The sequence below is a fragment of the Actinoplanes sp. GCM10030250 genome (genome assembly GCF_042666575.1).
Lineage (GTDB): Bacteria > Actinomycetota > Actinomycetes > Mycobacteriales > Micromonosporaceae > Actinoplanes.
In genome coordinates this window covers 41,926-59,987 of record NZ_JBHTDO010000038.1, presented here as the reverse complement: position 1 = coordinate 59,987, position 18,062 = coordinate 41,926, and the positions used below count along the sequence as shown (strand labels likewise).

The 18,062-nt window shown below is 70.5% G+C and carries 17 protein-coding genes; 5 read left to right on the top strand and 12 right to left on the bottom strand.

Translation table 11 applies throughout. The features are described from left to right. Positions 1 to 22: 22 nt before the first annotated feature. On the bottom strand, positions 23 to 1,990 hold the full coding sequence (locus ACFQV6_RS35705) for a GMC family oxidoreductase N-terminal domain-containing protein (RefSeq protein WP_378032099.1): 1,968 nt from the start codon (positions 1,988 to 1,990) through the stop codon (positions 23 to 25). 127 nt (positions 1,991 to 2,117) lie between these two features. On the opposite strand from ACFQV6_RS35705, the gene ACFQV6_RS35700 reads away from it, so the two are divergent. Beyond that, a complete protein-coding gene (locus tag ACFQV6_RS35700; RefSeq protein ID WP_378032098.1) occupies positions 2,118 to 3,233 on the top strand; it encodes an NAD(P)/FAD-dependent oxidoreductase in 1,116 nt (371 codons plus the stop codon). Here the strand turns inward: ACFQV6_RS35700 and ACFQV6_RS35695 are convergent. From ACFQV6_RS35695 to ACFQV6_RS35680, 4 genes are all read right to left on the bottom strand, one after another. Next, a complete protein-coding gene (locus ACFQV6_RS35695; RefSeq protein WP_378032097.1) occupies positions 3,208 to 3,987 on the bottom strand; it encodes an isocitrate lyase/phosphoenolpyruvate mutase family protein in 780 nt (259 codons plus the stop codon). The two genes, ACFQV6_RS35700 and ACFQV6_RS35695, sit on opposite strands and share 26 nt — an antisense overlap. A gap of 64 nt (positions 3,988 to 4,051) precedes the next feature. Next, a complete protein-coding gene (locus ACFQV6_RS35690; RefSeq protein ID WP_378032096.1) occupies positions 4,052 to 4,852 on the bottom strand; it encodes an SDR family NAD(P)-dependent oxidoreductase in 801 nt (266 codons plus the stop codon). Between the two features lie 51 nt (positions 4,853 to 4,903). Next, positions 4,904 to 7,168 (bottom strand): catalase, encoded by a 2,265-nt coding sequence (locus tag ACFQV6_RS35685; RefSeq protein ID WP_378032095.1) that lies wholly within the window; start codon positions 7,166 to 7,168, stop codon positions 4,904 to 4,906. Between the two features lie 92 nt (positions 7,169 to 7,260). Beyond that, complete coding sequence (locus ACFQV6_RS35680; RefSeq protein WP_378032094.1) at positions 7,261 to 7,689, bottom strand: iron chaperone; 429 nt, start codon at positions 7,687 to 7,689, stop codon at positions 7,261 to 7,263. Positions 7,690 to 8,130: 441 nt separating this feature from the next. Here ACFQV6_RS35680 and ACFQV6_RS35675 point away from each other — a divergent pair, with 441 nt between their 5' ends. The 3 genes from ACFQV6_RS35675 to ACFQV6_RS35665 are packed head-to-tail and all read left to right on the top strand — an operon-like array spanning position 8,131 to position 10,227. Next, entirely contained in the window at positions 8,131 to 8,736 is a 606-nt protein-coding gene (locus ACFQV6_RS35675; protein WP_378032093.1) for a flavodoxin family protein, read from the top strand. A gap of 13 nt (positions 8,737 to 8,749) precedes the next feature. Then, complete coding sequence (locus ACFQV6_RS35670; protein WP_378032092.1) at positions 8,750 to 9,400, top strand: SDR family oxidoreductase; 651 nt, start codon at positions 8,750 to 8,752, stop codon at positions 9,398 to 9,400. Positions 9,401 to 9,423: 23 nt separating this feature from the next. After that, entirely contained in the window at positions 9,424 to 10,227 is an 804-nt protein-coding gene (locus ACFQV6_RS35665) for a VOC family protein (RefSeq protein ID WP_378032091.1), read from the top strand. 43 nt (positions 10,228 to 10,270) lie between these two features. Here ACFQV6_RS35665 and ACFQV6_RS35660 read toward each other — a convergent pair whose 3' ends face one another. From ACFQV6_RS35660 to ACFQV6_RS35635, 6 genes are all read right to left on the bottom strand, one after another. Continuing rightward, positions 10,271 to 11,416 carry an NAD(P)/FAD-dependent oxidoreductase gene (locus ACFQV6_RS35660; RefSeq protein ID WP_378032090.1) on the bottom strand — a complete coding sequence of 382 codons (1,146 nt, stop codon included), beginning with the start codon at positions 11,414 to 11,416 and terminating at the stop codon, positions 10,271 to 10,273. A gap of 31 nt (positions 11,417 to 11,447) precedes the next feature. Beyond that, the gene (locus ACFQV6_RS35655) at positions 11,448 to 11,645 is read right to left on the bottom strand and encodes a ferredoxin (protein WP_378032089.1); all 198 of its coding nucleotides are present in this window, start codon (positions 11,643 to 11,645) and stop codon (positions 11,448 to 11,450) included. An 11-nt stretch (positions 11,646 to 11,656) separates the two neighbouring features. After that, complete coding sequence (locus ACFQV6_RS35650; RefSeq protein ID WP_378032088.1) at positions 11,657 to 12,856, bottom strand: cytochrome P450; 1,200 nt, start codon at positions 12,854 to 12,856, stop codon at positions 11,657 to 11,659. Positions 12,857 to 12,964: 108 nt separating this feature from the next. Continuing rightward, positions 12,965 to 13,624 (bottom strand): response regulator transcription factor, encoded by a 660-nt coding sequence (locus tag ACFQV6_RS35645; protein ID WP_378032087.1) that lies wholly within the window; start codon positions 13,622 to 13,624, stop codon positions 12,965 to 12,967. A 72-nt stretch (positions 13,625 to 13,696) separates the two neighbouring features. After that, positions 13,697 to 14,227, bottom strand: a complete 531-nt coding sequence (locus ACFQV6_RS35640) for a cysteine hydrolase family protein (RefSeq protein ID WP_378032086.1) — start codon at positions 14,225 to 14,227, stop codon at positions 13,697 to 13,699. 569 nt (positions 14,228 to 14,796) lie between these two features. Then, positions 14,797 to 15,852, bottom strand: coding sequence for an LCP family protein (locus ACFQV6_RS35635; RefSeq protein WP_378032085.1), 1,056 nt, complete (start codon positions 15,850 to 15,852; stop codon positions 14,797 to 14,799). Between the two features lie 88 nt (positions 15,853 to 15,940). On the opposite strand from ACFQV6_RS35635, the gene ACFQV6_RS35630 reads away from it, so the two are divergent. Beyond that, the gene (locus tag ACFQV6_RS35630) at positions 15,941 to 17,380 is read left to right on the top strand and encodes an amidase (RefSeq protein WP_378032084.1); all 1,440 of its coding nucleotides are present in this window, start codon (positions 15,941 to 15,943) and stop codon (positions 17,378 to 17,380) included. On the opposite strand, the gene ACFQV6_RS35625 is transcribed toward ACFQV6_RS35630, so the two are convergent. Then, positions 17,373 to 17,720 (bottom strand): hypothetical protein, encoded by a 348-nt coding sequence (locus ACFQV6_RS35625; protein WP_378032083.1) that lies wholly within the window; start codon positions 17,718 to 17,720, stop codon positions 17,373 to 17,375. The genes ACFQV6_RS35630 and ACFQV6_RS35625 overlap by 8 nt on opposite strands. Between the last annotated feature and the right edge of the window lie 342 nt (positions 17,721 to 18,062).

The following is an 18,062-nucleotide window of genomic DNA, read 5'->3' as shown; positions in this document are numbered from 1 at the left end:
GGAGCCCGCGATGATCAGCCCCTCACCGTTTCGTGCCATCCAAAATCGACTCGGCGGTGCGTGACGCCAGCGCCAGAATCGTGATCATCGGATTCGTACCCGAGGAGGTCGGAAACGCGGACCCGTCACCGATCCACACGCCCGGAGTGTCGTGCAGTTCGCCGCGCGGGTCGGCCACGCTCGTCGCCGGGTCGGTGCCCATCCGGCAGCTGCCCATCTGGTGCGCCGAGAACAGCGTCGCACCACCGGCCCGCAGCGGCAGCTGCTGGGCGCGCGAGATGTAGGCGTCGAGGTCGTCGCCCCGCTGCCAGGGTGCGAGGCCGCGGGCCAGCACGCGGATCGCGCGGGCACCGGCCGCGTGGTGCAGGCGGATCTGGGCGGACAGGGCACGCTGACTGTTCCGTACGTCTACCGCGTCCTCGACCGCATACCAGGCCACCGTGTTCCCACTCGCGTCCACGGTGACCCGCCCGTGGCCGTGATCGCGGACCAGCCCGATGAACGACCCGTTGCCGCGATAGCCGGCCATCGCCTGCTTGTGCTCGGCCGCGGTGCTGAACGGCACCGAGGACGCACCGAGCGCCGTCGTGTACTGGACGCTCTCCATCAGGAACCCGTACCCGTCCTCCACGTCGGCGAACTCGTTGACCAGCCCGGCATGCGGCGCTCCCCACCAGGCTTTCATGTCGGTGCCGTAGTCGCCCATGGTCACCGTGCACGGGTGCAGCCGCAGGTACTCCCCCACCGCGGGCCCGCCGATGCCGGAGCGCAGCAGCACACCGGGTGACTCCAGGGCTCCGGCGGCCACGACGACGATCGGGGCGCGGACCGTGACCTCCGCCGACCGGGTGCCGTCCTCGCTGGTCCAGCGCCCGGACACGCCCGCCGCCCGGCCACCCTCGGTCAGGACCTTCACGGCCTGGCAGCCGTCGACGACGCGGGCGCCGTGGGAAAGGACGGCCGGTTCCAGGTAGACCTTGAGCGTGGAGCGCTTCGCCCCGGACCGGTCGCCGAAGCCGAGGTGACCTGCGATAGCGGCGTCGTGGCGCTTCTCGTCCCAGTTGCGGGTGACGGTGGCGAACGACCAGCCGAGCGCGTCGGCGCCGCGCTGCATCGCCTCGTGGACGGGGTTGAGCTCCGAGCACTGCCCGTTGACCGACAGCTCCTGCCACACCGTGTCGAGATGGCTGTCGAACGCGGCCGTGGCGACGTCGGTGAGGCCGTGCTCGGCGGCCCACTCCCTGCGTACGGAATCCTTGGTCCTGATGCAGTTGGTCCAGTTGATGACGGTGCCGCCGCCGACGCCGCTGCCGGCCATCAGCGTGAGGTTGGAATCGCCGGTCGGCGTCGGCCCGCCACGCCAGTACGAGTTGCGGTAGGCGGCGAGTTCGAGCTGGTGGAAGTCCTGCTCCGTGCGGTGACGGCCGGCTTCGAGGACCACGACGCGGGCACCGCCGGCGGCGAGCCGCCCGGCGATCAGGCCACCGCCGGCGCCGGAGCCGATCACCACGACGTCGGCGTCCAGTTCGAGGTCGCCGCCGGGACGCAGCGGGGTGATCGCGGGCGGTTCGGCCCGCGGTGCGGGGGTGACCGGTCCGGGGTAGCCGAGCCGGGTCCAGTTCGGATTGCGGCCGCTGCTGTCGGTGATGCCGTAGGTGAGAAGCAGGATGAGGCTGGTGAGCCCGGCGATGCCGGCGGCGGCCTGTTCGGAGGCCGCGGACAGGCCGGCCAGGATCTGTTCGCGGGTCTCCTGGGTGGCGTCCGGCTGGAAGCCCTGGGCCGCGAGGACGTCGAGCAGGCTGCCGATCGCCTCCCGCTGCTCGGCCGGCATGGCGCCGAGCATGGCGAGGACGCCGTGGTCGGCGCCGACGTCGGTGGCGCGGCGGGCCCAGAACCCGTCGGTGTCGTCCGGGTGGTTGATGGCGGGCACGATCGTGTCGCACAGCAGGCGCAGGATCTGGATCTGGTTCGCGGGAAGGATGTCGGTCACGATGGGGTCCCCCGGCTTCGGTGGAGAAGGGTGGGAGCCATCAATGTAAGGCCGAAGTGTGCAGGTCTGGGGCAGGTGTTGTGCACGGGCCCGCCGGGAGGGGTTCCGGCGCCTAGCGTGCCGGGGCATGCGGAGAGTCGACGTCGTGGTGGTGGGTGCCGGGCTGGCCGGGCTGCACACCGCCCGCCTGCTGGCGGAGCGGGACCTGAACGTGCTGGTGGTGGACCGGCGGCGGACGCTGACGGCGGGTATTCGCACGACCGGGATCTTTGTTCGGCGTACGCTCGACGACTTCGATCTGCCGGAGCATCTGCTGGGTCCGGGCGTCCGGGATGTGCTGTTGTACCCGCCGTCGCGCAGGGAGCCGATCCATCTGGTCAGCGATCGGGTCGAGTTCCGGGTGGCCGATATGGCGGGCGTTTACGCACATGCCCGAGCTGGGGCCGAGGCGGCGGGGGCGGAGGTGCTTTTAGGCGTACGCCATCGCGGTTTTGCCGATGGTCTCGTGCGACTGGCCGGCGCCGAACCGGTGGCCGCGCGGTTTGTGATCGGTGCTGACGGTGCCCGGTCGACGGTGGCTCGTGATCTCGGCCTGAGCGTCAACCGGCGGTTTCTGATCGGTGCGGAGGTCGTCCATCCGGTGGCGCCCGGTGCTCGGCCGGCGTTTCACTGCGTGCTGGATCCGCGGCTGGCTCCCGGTTATCTGGGCTGGGTGATCGATGACGGACATCATGCGCATGTGGGGGTGGCCGGGGATCCGGCGGCGATGCGGTCCGGGGTGCGGCATCTGCTGGACGAGTTCGCAGCGAGCGCGCCGGGTCCGCCGGCGGTGGCCGGATCGGTGGAGAAGCGTGGCGGGCCGATCCCGGTCGGTGGTGTGCTGCGGCGGCTGGCCTGCCCGGACGGCCTGCTCGTCGGTGACGCGGCCGGTGCGGTGTCGCCGCTGACCGCCGGTGGCCTGGACCCGTGCCTGCGGATGTCGGAGCTGGCGGCGTCGGTCACCGCGGAATACCTGCGCACCCGAGATCCGGATGTCCTGCGGGACTACGACGGTGGTGCGCTGCGGTCCCGGTTCCGGGGGCGGCTGGCGCTGCGCCGCGCGTACGCCGGCCTGCGCTCCCCCGCACTGACAGAGGCCGCTGTGGCGATGATGCGCGGCCGGGCCGGCCGGGCCCTGGCCGCGCGCATCCTGTTCGGCGACGGATCGTTTCCGGACGTCAGGCCCGTGAGCTCAGCGCGTTGAGCTCCGGATAGGCCGCGCCGCCCTCCAGTGCCCGGAAGGTGCCGGCCTCGAGGATCTCGCGGGCGGCGCGCTCGGCGAGACCGTAGGCGGCCTGCGCGATCGCGGTGCCGACGCTGATCCGGCGCACGCCGGTGGCCGCGAGCTCGGCGACGGTGGGCCCGCCCGGACCGGCCATCGCGTTGATCGGCAGCGGCGAGGACTTGACCAGCTCGGTGAGCGTGCCCAGGTCGAGCAGACCGGGAACGAACAGGCAGTCGGCGCCCGCCTCGGCGTAGGCCGCCGCCCTCTCCAGGACGTCGTCGAGCCCGCCAAGACCGAAAAGGAACACGTCGGTGCGCGCGTTGATCACCACGTCCGCGTCGGCGTCGCGGGCTTCACGCAGGCGCGCCGCCTGCTCACCCACCGGCCGCAGCGAGCCGGCGACGGTGTCCTCGATGTTGACGCCCGCGGCCCCGGCGCCGGCGATCGCCCGGATCGCGCCCGCCACGTCGTCGTAACCGTGCTCGATGTCGGCGGTCACCGGTACGTCCACGGCGGCGGCGATCCGCCGGACCGCCGCCGTCATCTCGTCGCGGCCGAGGACCTGGCCGTCCGGCCGGCCCAGCGACCAGGCGACACCGCCGCTGGTGGTCGCGATCGCCGGGGCGCCGGCCCTGGCGATCAGCGCGGCACTCGCGGCGTCCCAGGCGTTGGGCAGAACAAGCGGGGTACGGTCGTGCAGCGCCCGGAAGATGCGGGCCTTGTCGTTCGGCATGCTCCGAGTCTTCCCGCACCGCCCGGGCGAGGCTGGCGGATTTCGGTCATCATCGTCGCGATGACTACTCCTTGCCGGAACCCGGCTCGGCCATCCGGCGGTGCATCTCGGCCTTGACGCTGTCCGGCATCACCTTCGACGCCACACCCTGCGCCTTGGTCTTCAGCGAACCGGCGACGACCTTCTCCCGGTCCTTGCGCATCGCCTCGAAGCCCTGCTTGGCGACGTCCGCCGGGTCGTCCTTCTTGCTCGACCCGACCCGGGTGTCGTCCATCTCGGCGCGGTGGAAGAAGTTCGTGTCGGTCGGGCCGGGCATCAGCGACGTCACCGTCACGCCGGTGTCCTTGAGCTCGGCGCGCAACGCCTCCGCGAACGACTGGACGAAGGACTTCGACGCGTTGTAGACCGCCTGGTAGGTGCCCGGCATCGTGGACGCGATCGACGAGGTGAACAGCACCTGGCCGGCGTCGCGGGCCACCATGTCCGACAGGACGCGCTTGGCGAGGTGCACGGTCGAGGTGACGTTGACGTCGATGACGTTCAGCTCGTCGGTGAGGTCGGTGTCGCGGGTGAAGTCACCGCCGATGCCGCGGCCGGCGTTGAGGGCGATCGCGTCCACGTCGCGGCCGGTCTCGCGGATCGCGCCGTAGACCTGCTCGACACCCTCGAACGTGGCGAGGTCCGCGCGGACCGCGGTGACCTGGTTGCGGCCGTCGCGCTGCAGGGCGGCGGCGGCCCGCTCGATCTCGGCGTCCTCCGCGATGATCAGCAGGTCGTAGCCGTGCTCGGCGAACTGCCGGGCCAGTTCGTAGCCGATCCCGCTGGAGGCTCCGGTGACGACAGCGAATTCGTTCGTGGTTGTCATGGTCGACGGATGCCCCGCCGGGGCGCGGATAACCGCGCCCCGGCGGGTAGGTCACGCGACCGTCACCGGGAACCGTTCCCAGACCCGGTGCGAGGCCATCAGCTGCTGGACGGACTGGAAGACAGTCCCGTCCTCGGCGGCGACCACACCGGGGGTCCCGGCGACGCCGGCGGCCTCCAGCACGGCCGCGCCGCCGCCCCAGGCACCGATCGCCTTGGCGTGCCGCCAGCACTCCTGCACCATCAGGATCACGCGGGGATCGATCGCCGCGGTACCCGGCGCACCGGCCTTCTCGTCACGGCCGGGCAGGGCGTCCGGCGCGGGGACCGGCGCACCGGCCACGATGAGGGCGTCGAACTCCACCGAGCGGGCCGTCGCGAACGTGCGCTGCACCGGCATGCCGCCGACCGTGCCGCCGTGCGGTGCGATGAGCAGCGGGACCATGCCGGCGGCGAAGACCGCCTGGCGTACCTCGGCGAGGTCGCTGTCCAGGTGGTCCGGGTCGACGACGATGCCGACCATGCGGCCGTCACCGGGCCACTGCCTGCCGACCTGGGACAGCACCGGGCTCGGCGTGACCTCGGGCAGCGGCACCGTCGGCTGCGGCACGGGCAGGCCCAGGCCGGTGGCCACCTGCTCGCACAGCACCGGGTCGATGTTGGCCAGGCACTGCAGCTGCCGCTCCTTGATCGCCTGCTCGTAGCACTTGCCGAGCTCGAACGTGTACGCCCGGATGATGTGTTCCTTCTCGACCGGGCTCATGCTCTCCCAGAACAGGCGCACCTGGCTGTAGTGGTCGTCGAAGGAGACCGGGTTCGCCCGGATCTTCGGTGCCTCGGCGACCATCACCGGCACGTCGAGGAACGCGTTCTCCGCGTCGCCCGCCTCCGACGGGTTGCCGCCGTCGAGCGAGTTCGGGCGGTAGGGCGCGACACCCGCGTGCACCGCCTGCTGGTGGAAACCGTCGCGGAGCATGTCGTTGACCGGCGCGTGCGGGCGGTTGATCGGGATCTGGCCGAAGTTCGGCCCGGCCAGGCGGGTGAGCTGGGTGTCGAGGTACGAGAAGAGCCGTCCCTGCAACAGCGGGTCGTTCGTCACGTCGATGCCGGGCGGCAGGTGCCCGAGGTGGAACGCGACCTGCTCGACCTCGGCGAAGAAGTTCGTCGGCGTACGGTCGAGCACCAGCTTGCCGATCGCCTGGACCGGCGCCAGCTCCTCCGGCACGATCTTGGTCGGGTCCAGCAGGTCGATGCCCGCGAAGGTCTCCTCCGGGGTGTCCGGGAAGATCTGGATGCCCAGCTCCCACTCCGGGTACGCCCCCGCCTCGATGGCGTCGTAGAGGTCACGGCGGTGGAAGTCCGGGTCGATGCCGCCGAGCATCTGCGCCTCCTCCCACGTCAGGGAGTGCACGCCCAGCTTCGGCTTCCAGTGGAACTTGACCAGGACCGTCTCACCGGCCGCGTTCACCAGCCGGAACGTGTGGACGCCGAAGCCCTCCATGTGCCGGTACGAACGCGGGATCCCCCGGTCCGACATGTTCCAGATCGTGTGGTGCTGCGCCTCGGTGTGCAGCGAGACGAAGTCCCAGAACGTGTCGTGAGCGCTCTGCGCCTGCGGGATCTCCCGGTCCGGGTGCCACTTGGCGGCGTGGATGACGTCCGGGAACTTGATGGCGTCCTGGATGAAGAAGACCGGCATGTTGTTCGCGACCAGGTCGAACGTACCCTCGTCGGTGTAGAACTTGGTGGCGAAGCCGCGGGTGTCCCGGACCGTGTCGGCCGAGCCCCGCGACCCCAGCACGGTGGAGAACCGTACGAAAACCTGGGTTTCCTTGCCCTTGGCCAGGAACCCGGCCCGGGTGACGCCGTCGGCCGTGCCGTAACCGGTGAACGTGCCGTGCGCGCCGGCGCCGCGGGCGTGCACCACCCGCTCCGGGATCCGCTCGTGGTCGAAATGCATGATCTTCTCGCGGAAGTGGTGATCCTGCATCAGGATCGGGCCCCGCGGCCCCGCCTTCAGCGAGTGGTCGGTGTCGCGCAGCCGCGCACCCTGTGCGGTGGTCAGGTAGGCACCCTGCTGCGACTTCGCCGGAGCCGGCAGGCCGGTCTCGGCGCCGGTCGGGGTACGGGTGTCCGGCGTACCCTGCTCCCGCTTGGGCGGCAGCGGCTCGATGGGTGTTGTCGGCTCCTCGACGGTGGGAGTCCCACTGCCCGGGGAGCCCGGTACTCGGTCGGTCAGGCTGTCGGCGATCTCGGCGACCTTGTGAGCGGCCGCCTCCACCGCGTCCTTCACCACACGACCCGGCTTGCTGTCCATCTGTGTCAGGCCTCCTGTAGCGATCATCGGCAGTCGCCGACGAGTACCCCGCTCCGGCCCGGCATAACGTGCATCCCGCGACCAAACCGGCGTCAGCCCGCCGCCCTCTTGACCAGCTCGGCGATCCGGGCCTCGTTCTCCGCGGTCAACTCGGTCACGGCGAACGCCGTCGGCCACATCGAGCCGTCGTCGAGCAGCGCGTCCTCGTTGAAGCCGAACGTCGCGTACCGGGACTTGAACTTCTCGGCGCTCTGGAAGAAGCAGACGACCTTCCCGTTGTCGCCGGCGTAACCGGGCATGCCGTACCAGGTCTTCGGGGTCAGGCCCGGTGCGTTCTCCTTGACGATGGCGTGGATCCGCTCGGCCAGGACACGATCGGTACCGGACATCTCGGCGATCTTCGCGAGGACGTCGGCCTCTCCGTCCGCCTTCTTCCCACCACGGCGGGCGGCGGCGCGCACCTCCTTGGCACGCTCCTTCATCGCGGCCCGTTCCTCTTCGGTGAAGCTGGTGTCGGTCATCTCGGTTCCCCTTCGCCGTCGCTCGTTCCGTTTGCTGCTCCAGCATGGCGACCAGGCACCACGGAGCGCATCCGTACTCACCACGGAAAGAACTCCGTGGCCCAGCCCGCCGAACCAGCTGGCCCTCAGCGGTGCCCGAAGACCGAAAACACCCCGCTCACGCCCAGCCCACCGAACCAGCTGGCTCTCAGGGGTGCCCGAAGAGCGAAAACACCCCGCTCACGCCCAGCCCGCCGAACCAGCTGGCTCTCAGGGGTGCTCGAAGAGCGAAAACACCCCGCTCACGGCCAGCCGGGCGGCCAGACCGGGCGGCCAGACCGGGCGGCGGAACCGGGCGGCGGAACCGGGCGGCGGGACCCGGGCGGCGGGACCCGGGCGGGCTTGATCTTTTGCGGCGCCGGGGGGCTGTTTCGGGGAAGGCCGGTAGGGCATGCAGGCGGCATGACGACGCTGAAGGCACTTGTGCTTTGCTGCTCCCTCAAGCCCTCGCCCGCACCGTCGAGTTCGGAACTGCTCGGGCGTGAGGTGCTCACCGCCCTGGCCGACCACGACGTGGACGGGGAGGTCGTCCGCATCGTCGACCACGATGTGCGGTTCGGCGTGTCCACCGACGAGGGGGACGGTGACGAGTGGCCGGCGATCCGGGAGAAGATCCTGGCGGCGCAGATCCTGATCGTGTCGACGCCGATCTGGATGGGGCAGCCGTCGAGCGTCTGCAAGATGGTGCTGGAGCGGCTCGACGCGGAACTGTCCGAAACCGACGACCAGGGCCGGCTGCTCACCTACGGCAAGGCCGCAGCCGTGACGGTCGTCGGCAACGAGGACGGCGCGCACCACGTCACGGCCGAGGTCTTCCAGGCGCTCAACGACGTCGGTTTCACGATCCCGGCGGCGGCGTCGACCTACTGGGTGGGCGAGGCGATGGGGTCGGTCGACTACAGCGACGCCGGACCGAAACCTGACACCACCGGCAAGGCAACGGCCACTCTGGCCACGAACGTGGCACATGTAGCCCGCCTGATGGCCACGCAGCCTTACCCGGCCTAGTAGCGTGACGGGAATGGATCGTGTTCTGGTGATGGGCGGGCATGGCAAGGTCGCGCGGCTTCTTCTGCCGCTGCTCGTCGCGTCGGGGCGGGAGGTGACCGCGGTCTTCCGGAACCCCGACCATCTCGGGGACGTGGCGTCGACCGGCGCGGTGCCGCTTGTCGTCGACATCGAGCGGGCCGGCATCGACGAGCTGGCCGAGCTGCTCAACGGGCAGGACGCGGTCGTCTGGTCGGCCGGTGCGGGCGGCGGTGATCCTTCGCGGACCTATGCGGTCGACCGTGACGCCGCGATCCGTTCGATGGAGGCCGCGGCGGTGGTCGACGCCCGCCGCTACGTCATGGTCTCCTACTTCGGTGCCAGGCCCGACCACGGCGTTCCGCCGGACAATCCCTTCTTCGCGTACGCGGAAGCCAAAGCCGCCGCCGACCAGCACCTGACGTCCACGTCTCTGGACTGGACGATTCTCGGCCCGAGCCGGCTGACCGACGACCCGCCGACCGGCCGGATCGAGACCGCCGGGCAGGGCGCCACGGCCGGCTCGGTGAGCCGCGCGGACGTGGCCGCCGTGGTCCTGCAGGTCCTCGATGACCCGGCAACGATCGGCCACACGATCCGCTTCAACGCCGGCGCCACACCGATCCCCGAGGCCGTCCGCCCCTGAGATTCCGCTCATAGGATCGCCGCATGGCACTGCGACCTGTTCAGGTGAACATCAAGGCTCTTGACGCGCCGGCGATCGGCCGGTTCTGGGCGGCGGCGCTCGGCTGGACCGCGCACCAGCCCGGCGTCACCACCTATGTCGGACCCACCGCGGACCTCGTCTGGCCGGATCCGGTAGTCGTCGGCATCGACGTCGTCCCTGTCCCGGAAGCCAAGACACCTGTCCCGGGAGCCAAGACACCCGTCCCGGGAGCCAAGACACCCGTCCCGGGAGCCAAGACCGCAGCGAAGAACCGGGTGCACCTCGATCTCGCCACCACCTCGGCCGCCCATCAGGCCGAGTTGATCGAGCGCCTGAGGGATCTCGGCGCCACACGCGCCGACGTCGGCCAGGGCGACGTGCCGTGGACGGTCCTCGCCGACCCGGAGGGCAACGAGTTCTGCGTGCTGGAGCCGCGGGAGATCTACCAAGACACCGGGCCGATCGCCGCCATCGTCGTCGACTGTGCGGATCCGCGGGCGATGGCCCAGTTCTGGGGTAGGGCGATCGACTGGACCCCGCACGAAGCGACCGACGGCGCGGCGGTCTTCCGTTCCGCCAAGGGCTCCGGGCCGTACCTCGAATTCCTGCGCACGCCCGGCGCGAAGTCAGCGCCGGACCGGGTCCATCTCGACCTCCTGCCCTACCCCGGTGACGACAAGGAGGCCGAGGTGACCCGGCTGCGGGCCCTCGGCGCCGCAGACCTCGACCTGGGCCAGGGTGACGTCCCGTGGACGTGCCTGTCCGATCCGGACGGCCACGAGTTCTGCGTCCTGGGCCCGTCCTGATGATCGCCGCGGGCAGACTGACGCGACCGGATAGCCGGCTGCGTCAGACCTGACGCGGGAGATCACCCCACAGCGCCCGGGTGGCAATGGCCTGCCGCCACGGCCGGACAGCCTTGGGCGGCAGGCCGACGGCGAGAGCACCGACCAGCCGGCCGTCCCTGCGGTAAGCGGCAAGGAACCGCCGTGACCCCAGATCTCCCTCGACGATCTCCACCAGGTCGTGGTCGCGGAGGTGGCCGAACGCCTGGATCCGCAGGTCGTACTGGTCGGACCAGAAGTAGGGCACCGGCGCGAACGGCTTGCGCGCGTGCGGGTTGAGCAGGTTGCGGGCGGCGGCCATGCCCTGTTCGGCGGCGTTGGTGCGATGCTCGACGCGCATGTCCACACCGAACAGCGGGTTGTGCCAGCGGGCGACGTCGCCGGCGCCGTAGACACCCGGTGCCGCCTCGCTGTACCGGTTGCAGACGAGGCCGTCGTCGACGGTCAGGCCGCTCCCGGCCAGCCATTCCGTGTTGGGTCGCGACCCGATCGCCACCAGCACCTCGTCGGCGTCGGCCAGCACGGGGTCGCCGAGGTCGTGGACCATGACGCCGGTGCGCAGATCGACGCCGTTCTCCCGGTGTGCCGCGGCGAGCATGCTGCCGATCCGCGTGCCGACGGCGTGGGCGAGCGGCACCGCGGCGGGTTCGAGCAGGACGACCCGGCAGCCGAGACCGCGTGCGACGGCGGCGCATTCCGCGCCGAGGAACCCGGCCCCGACGATGGTCAACCTGGTGCCGGGACGCAGGCTCCTTCGCAGATCAAGAGCATCTTTGATCGTACGCAAGAAGTGCGCTCCTGACCCGGATAGTCGCCGCGGCCGAACTCCCGTCGCAACGATCAGCCCGTCGTAGGGCACCTCGGTCCCGTCATCAAGACGCACCACCCGACCGGCGAGGTCGAGCCCTGCCGCACGAACACCGAGACGCAGGTCCAGCCGGAGCGCGGTCAACTGCTCGAGGGTGCGCAGCGCCAGCCGCTCGGCGTCCCACGTCGACGCGAGTATCTGTTTGGAGAGCGGCGGACGGTCGTACGGAAGATCGATCTCCGCACCGATCAGCGTGACGGTGCCCGCGAAGCCCTCCCGGCGCAGGGTTTCGACGGCCGCGAGGCCGGCCGCCGACGCACCCACGACGACGATCCGGTTCACGGCTCCACCAGCCCAATGACCGCGGCCGGGCTCACTGCTCCACCAGGCGGATGGCCGCCGCCGGGCACACGGCTGCCGCCTCACGCACCGCCTCATGGTGCTCAGGGCCGGGAGCCTCGTCGAGGACGATCGCGACACCGTCGTCGTCACGCTGGTCGAAGACGTCCGGCGCGACCATCGCGCACTGGCCGGCGGCGACGCACTTCGGCTCGTCGAACTCGATCCGCATGATCGTCCCCTTCACCACGTGACCGGAAGTGATTTGAGCCCGTAGGCGACGCCTTCCATCGCGAACTCGACCTCCTCGAACGGCACAGCGAGGGCCAGCGCCGGAATCCGCCGGTAAAGGGTGCCGTAGACGACCTGCAGCTCGACCCGGGCGAGCGACTGACCGAGGCACTGATGGGCGCCGAACCCGAACGCGTGGTGCGATCGGGCGGGCCGCGCCAGGTCGAGGCGGCCGGGATCGGGGAACTCGGTGGCGTCCCAGTTCGCGCCGGAGAGGTCGAAGATGACGCCGTCGCCGGCCCGGATGACAGTGCCGTGCAGCTCGATGTCCTCCACCGCGATCCGGCGGATGCCGCTGTGCACGATCGTCAGGTAGCGCAGCAGTTCCTCGGCGGCACCCGCGACGAACCGGGAATCGTCGCTGCGCTCGCGGAGCAGGGCCAGCTGGTCGGGATGCCGCAGCAGCGCGAGCGTGCCGAGCGAGATCATGCTGGCGCTCGTCTCGTGCCCGGCGATCAGGATGGCGCTCGCCATCGTGACGGCCTCGGCGTGGGTCATCTCGCCGGCCCGCACCTTGGCGGCCATCTCGGAAAGGACGTCGTCGGCGGGGTCGCCCATCTTCTTGACGAGCAGGTCGCTGAGGTATTCGCCCAGTTCCTGGCCGGCCCGGGCGCCCTCCCGCGGGTCGGTCTCGTGGCTGATGGCGCGGTGGCTGGCCTCCTGGAAGAACAGATGATCCTGGTACGGTGCGCCGAGAATCTGGGTGATCACGAGCGTGGGCACCGGCAGTCCGATCGCCTGCACCAGGTCGGCCGGTTTCGGGCCGGCGAGCAGGTCGTCGATCAGGCCGTCGAGGATGTGCTGGATCCGGGGGCGTAACGCCTCGACCCGTTTGACCATGAAAGGCGCGTTCACCGTACGGCGTAGGCGGGTGTGCTCCGGCGGGTCGGTGTTCGTGATCAGCGCCGGGATGTGCGGTGCCATCGCGGCGCGGCTGCGGGTCATGTGCGGGTAGCCGGGCTTCTTCTCGTCGATGCTCAGCCGCGGGTCGTTCAGCAGGGCGCGCTGGTCGGCGTGTCCCGCGACGAACCACGGGGTGCTGCCGTCCCAGATCCGTACCTTGCCGACCGGCGGCATGTCGCGAACCTCGGGAGCGGGCGCGAACGGGCATCCGGCTTCCCGCTGCATCGGGTAATACGGCGTTTCAGGCATGAACCGATGCAAACAGAGGAACCTGACCACTGCCGGACGCGAACCTGACAGGAGCCTGACGTGGCCCAGGTCACACCAGCTGGTAGCCGTCACACCAGCTGGTAGCCGTCACACCAGCTGGTAGCCGAAGCCGCGGTGGGTCTGAATGAGCGCCGGCGGCGTCTCGTCGACCTTGTGCCGCAGCCGGGAGACCAGGCGCTCCACGGCGTTGACACCGCGGGCCTCGCCCCACACCTGCCAGGCCAGCTGCTCCTTGGACAGCACCTGACCGGCATTGATCATCAGATGGCGCAGCAGCCGGTACTCGGCGGGCGTCAGGTTCAGCGGCCGGTCACCCCGCCGGCCCCGGCACACGATCTCGTCGAGGAACAGTTCCCCGTGCCTGACAGCGGCGGGCCGGGCGGTCCGGTCACGCAGGAGCACCTGTACGCGGGCGAGCAACTCGGCACCGTGGAACGGCTTGGTGACATAGTCCTCGACCTCGGCGCCGAGCGCGGGAACCAGCGTCCCGAGAAACTCGCACGCCGTGACACAGAGGACCGGCGGCCGGTCGGCGAACGCCGGGCGATCCCGGGCCAGCGCCTGCAGGTCCGGGATCTCCACGTCGACGACGATCAGGTCCACATGGTGCTCACCGAGCAGCCGCACGGCAGCGGCGCCGGTGGCGGCGGAGGTGACCAGATAGCCGGCCGAGCTGAGTTGCGCCGTCAGCGAGCCGCGAACGTCAGGTTCGGGGGCGACCACGAGAAGACGCGACTCGTACGGCATCGCCCGACCCTCTCACAACGCGGGCGCGGCTCGCGTTCCCAGAAATGCCGCAGCCCAGTCAGCCGGCGTGACTCAGATTCTCGCGGCCCAGTCAGCGACCGTGACGACGTCCGCCTGCATCGGGAACACCTTCTCGGTCAGGACCCGGTGCACCTCCGGGTCGTTGTCGAGGCAGGCGTCGGACAGAACGGTGAGCCCGAAGTCCAGGTCAGCGGCCTGCCGCAGGGTGGACAGAACAACACCGCTGGTCGCGATGCCGGTCAGCACCAGATGATCGATGCCGCCCGCACGCAGCACCACGTCGAGATCGCTGCCGGCGAACCCGCTGACCCGGCGCTTGGTGACCACGATGTCTCCGTCGGTGGGCGCGACATCCGGGTGAATCCGCATACCCTCCTCGGCCGCGGGGTGAGCAGGCTGCCCGGCGAGCCTGCCGAACATCCGGTTGCGGGCACTGACCTCCGGCGCCCCCGGCCGGAACCCGACCACCACGTAGATCACCGTCAGCCCGCCGGCCCGCGCCGCATCGATCGCGGTCCGCAACGTGGGCAGGTAGCCGGGGTCGGCATAGCGCGCCACAACGGCCATCTGAACGTCCATCACAAGAAGTGCGCTTACGGGGGGACGCTCGTTGATCACCGTCTCCCCTGGTCCAGCCACTGTTTCCGAACTCACGGACACCTCCACTAGATCGCTTAGGTGCGACACTATGCCGCCCTACATCCAGGCCCTCGTCCACGGTGATCGTCCGCGCGACCTGAACCGTCTATTGTTCGATCATGAGCGATGCGGAGTGGGTGGTGATCCTGTCCAGCGCCGGCGACATGCCGCAGCGCGAGTGGCACCGGGCCTGGCAGGGTTGACTGCGAGGCTGGGGGATCGACTGGAGCCCCTTCGACGCCACTGAGATCCGCATCGACCAGTACCGCATCCGCAAGCCCGACGGAACCATCGGCTGCCATCGCGTCTGCCGAGTCCGGGCCACCGCCCTCCACCGCCTCGGCATCCACCCTCCGAGCCACCCGACCAACAGCTCCGGACACAAGGCGCGGTTGGGTACCTCACCGACGGCTGAGGCGACGCAGCCGTAGCCGCGACACGTAATCGCCGGCGCATTCGGTGCCTGAGCGACGGCCGGGGCCGGGCATTGGCGCCGTCAGCGGCGGAGGCGCCTAGCTGTCGACGCTGACGAGGCCTGGGTGGTCGACGAGGAAGGGGGCGATGCGGTCCTGGGCGACCGCGGCGAAGAACGGGCCGACGGCTGGGGGGAACTGCTCGCCGCGGTACCTGCCGTCTTCGAAGAGCGGCCCGCCCGGCAGGCCGATCGTCGTCATTTCCCTGACCCGGAGGTCGTTGAGTTCGGCAGCCCAGTCCACAGCGGTGCGCCCGCCGCCGACGAAGGTGAAGGAGCTGCCGGCGGAGGCCGTGACCTTCAGCAGGTAGCCCGGGTCGGAGCGCAGGGACCAGCGCAGTTTCTTCGCCATCGCCCTCACGAACTGCCTCTGGTGACGCTGGCGGTCGTAGTCGGACCGGGGCAGGCCGTAGCGCTGACGGACGAAGTCGAGGGCTTCCCAACCTTTCAGGCGTACGGGAGAAGTGCTCTTGGGGTAGGTCTTCTGAGGTCCGGTGTAGGGCCGGAGGCAGTCGCTGTGGACCGGACACTGCGGCAGGCGATCCCGGGGCGTGCCGTCGGGCTTGCGGTGCTCGGACACGACGTCCTGGTCGACGGCCACCTTGACGCCGCCCATCGTTTCGACGACCTTCTTGAAGCCGCCGAAGTTCAGGATCGCCCCGGCGTCGAACCGCGGGATCCCGGTCACCCCGCCGACCGTCCTGGCCAGCAGTTCGAAGCCTTGCGCGGCGCTGTACCGGCGGTCGCCGGTGCGGCTGCCGAGCGCCATCGCCGCGTTGATTTTGGCGCGCTGGGCGACCGTGCCGTTCGTCGCGAAGGCCGGGATGTGCACCACCAGGTCACGGGGCAGCGAGAACAGGTACGCGCCCTGCCGGTTCGCCGGGATGTGCGCCACGATGATCGTGTCGGCGAGCGGGGCGGTGTGTTCGTCGCGCGGATCGATGCCGACGAGCAGAATGTTGACCGGGCCGGTGGTGCCGGCCCGCACCGCCCGCTCGGCGACGAGGGTGCCGCCGGCCGGGATCAGCAGGAGGCATCCCGCGGCGACACCGAGCCGCGCCCACAGCGGCGCACGACGTTTTCCGGACCTGACCACTTGATCTCCACCCCCGCTACCAGCCGACGAAGCGGATGATCGCACGGTCGCGGGCGTTATCACCGCATAATAGACGGGAAGTACGCTGATGCCCGATCGCATCGTCGACTGGAACGCCGCCGAGCTGTCCGCCGCGATCCGCACCCGCGCGGTGAGCTGCGCCGAGGTGATGGCCGCCCATCTTGATCACATCGACCGGGTCAACCCCGAGGTCAACGCCATCGTCAGCTTGCGCCCGCGCGCCGATCTGCTCGCCGAGGCGACCGAAAAGGATCGCCTTTTGCGCGAGGGCACCCACCAGGGCTGGATGCACGGTTTCCCGCACGCGGTCAAGGACCTCGCCGACGTGGCCGGCCTGCCCACCACGGCCGGGCTGATCCCACTCACCGGTCTCGAGCCGGCCACGACCGACTCGCTCTTCGCCGAACGTCTCCGTGCGGCCGGCGCGATCTTCATCGGCAAGACCAACGTGCCGCAGCTGGGACTGGGTTCACACACCTACAACACCATCTTCGGTACGACCGGAAACGCCTACGTTCCGACCAGGTCGGCCGGTGGCAGCAGCGGCGGAGCGGCGGTGGCCACGGCCCTGCGGATGGTCCCGGTCGCCGACGGCAGCGACTTCATGGGCTCCCTGCGCAACCCGCCCGGCTGGAACAACGTGTACGGACTGCGCCCCTCCCCCGGCCGCGTGCCCTCGGACGGCGGCGAGCTGTTCGTATCCCAGGCCGGCGTCGCGGGCCCGATCGCGCGCACTGCCACCGACCTGGCCCTGCTCCTGCACACCATGGCCGGGTACGACGACCGCGCTCCCCTCTCCCTGCACGGCGCCCCGGCGTCCCCTCGCGGCAAGCGGATCGCCTGGTTCGGTGACCTCGGCGGTTACCTGCCGATGGAACCCGAGGTCCTCGACGTCACGACCCGGGCGCTCGGCCACTTCACCGCGCTCGGCATGACCGTGACGACCCTCGACGACCTGCCCTCATCCGGTGCCTTCACCGGCAAGCGGGATCTCTGGCCGGCCTGGCTGACCTACCGGCACTGGCTCGCCGGCTCCAGCATCAAGGCGGTCCACGACATCCCCGAGTTGCGCCCGCTGCTCAAACCGGAGGCGATCTACGAGTACGAGGGCCTGACCGGGCTCACCGCCGCCGACGTCTTCAAGGGGTCCGCGCTGCGCAGCGACATGTATCGCGCGTTCCGTGAGCTGTTCCGGGCGTACGACTTCGCGGTGCTGCCGACCGCCCAGGTCATGCCGTTCGACGCGAGCCTGCACTGGCCGGACCGGATCGGCGGCACCGCGATGTCGTCCTACCACCGGTGGATGGAGGTGACCGCGATCGGCACCCTGATCAACGCGCCGGTCCTGGCCGTCCCCGCCGGCTTCGGCGCGTCCGGCCTGCCGATCGGCCTGCAGGTCATCGGCCGCAACCACGACGACGAGGGGCTGCTCGACCTGGCCCGCGCCTGGGAGACGCAGACCGGCCACCTTCAGCGGATACTGCCACCGCTGCTGGGCCTCAGCTGACGGCGGCGCGCAGCCACTCCCCCGCCGGTGTTCGCACTTCGAGGCCCACCACCGCCTCGCCCTCGCGGACGAACCGCACGTCGGGGCAGCCGTCCACCACCGGCTGCCAGCCGCCGGCCGGGTCGTGCACCGCGTGGCGGCGGCAGTGCTCCTCGTCGACGTAGCCCCAGGCCATCAGCACCTCCCGCCCCCGGTAGGTGTAGTGGCCGACGGAGGCGATCCGCTCGCCGTCGGCACGGCGGTAGAAGTCGGCGCGCAGGCCGGGCACCGCCGTGCCCTCGAAGTCAGCGTCGGGGTTCGTGCGGTGCGGCGTGTACGCCGTGAGGTCGGGAAGGGACACCGTTGTTCCTTGTCAGCCGGGACTCGGATCGGCGCCGTCCGGCGGCGCCACTCGATCAAGTCGTCCGGCGGGCCCGGTTGGTTCCCAGGTTCACTCTGATCTCTGCTTCAGACGCGTCGGCGGACATCGCGGACATCGCCCGCCGATTGAGAGCCGAGTGAGAGCCGGGTGCGAGGCGGTGAGGCGCGCCGGGCGTCACCGTCGCACCGCTTACCCAGTTGAGCCGCGCTGAGGACGTCGCCGCAGATGAGCGGCATCGGCGATGGCGTACAGCGGCAGGTGCCTGCCATGATCGAGGTATCGGCGATAAAGCGGGGCTCGCGGCATTGGCGCGGGAAAACT

Coding starts and splice junctions, on each gene's coding strand:
- ACFQV6_RS35700 (WP_378032098.1), top strand. CDS start 2,118: ATGCGGAGAGTCGACGTCGTGGTGGTGGGTGCCGGGCTGGCCGGGCTG.
- ACFQV6_RS35695 (WP_378032097.1), bottom strand. CDS start 3,987: ATGCCGAACGACAAGGCCCGCATCTTCCGGGCGCTGCACGACCGTACC.
- ACFQV6_RS35690 (WP_378032096.1), bottom strand. CDS start 4,852: ATGACAACCACGAACGAATTCGCTGTCGTCACCGGAGCCTCCAGCGGG.
- ACFQV6_RS35685 (WP_378032095.1), bottom strand. CDS start 7,168: ATGGACAGCAAGCCGGGTCGTGTGGTGAAGGACGCGGTGGAGGCGGCC.
- ACFQV6_RS35680 (WP_378032094.1), bottom strand. CDS start 7,689: ATGACCGACACCAGCTTCACCGAAGAGGAACGGGCCGCGATGAAGGAG.
- ACFQV6_RS35675 (WP_378032093.1), top strand. CDS start 8,131: ATGACGACGCTGAAGGCACTTGTGCTTTGCTGCTCCCTCAAGCCCTCG.
- ACFQV6_RS35670 (WP_378032092.1), top strand. CDS start 8,750: ATGGATCGTGTTCTGGTGATGGGCGGGCATGGCAAGGTCGCGCGGCTT.
- ACFQV6_RS35665 (WP_378032091.1), top strand. CDS start 9,424: ATGGCACTGCGACCTGTTCAGGTGAACATCAAGGCTCTTGACGCGCCG.
- ACFQV6_RS35655 (WP_378032089.1), bottom strand. CDS start 11,645: ATGCGGATCGAGTTCGACGAGCCGAAGTGCGTCGCCGCCGGCCAGTGC.
- ACFQV6_RS35650 (WP_378032088.1), bottom strand. CDS start 12,856: ATGCCTGAAACGCCGTATTACCCGATGCAGCGGGAAGCCGGATGCCCG.
- ACFQV6_RS35645 (WP_378032087.1), bottom strand. CDS start 13,624: ATGCCGTACGAGTCGCGTCTTCTCGTGGTCGCCCCCGAACCTGACGTT.
- ACFQV6_RS35630 (WP_378032084.1), top strand. CDS start 15,941: ATGCCCGATCGCATCGTCGACTGGAACGCCGCCGAGCTGTCCGCCGCG.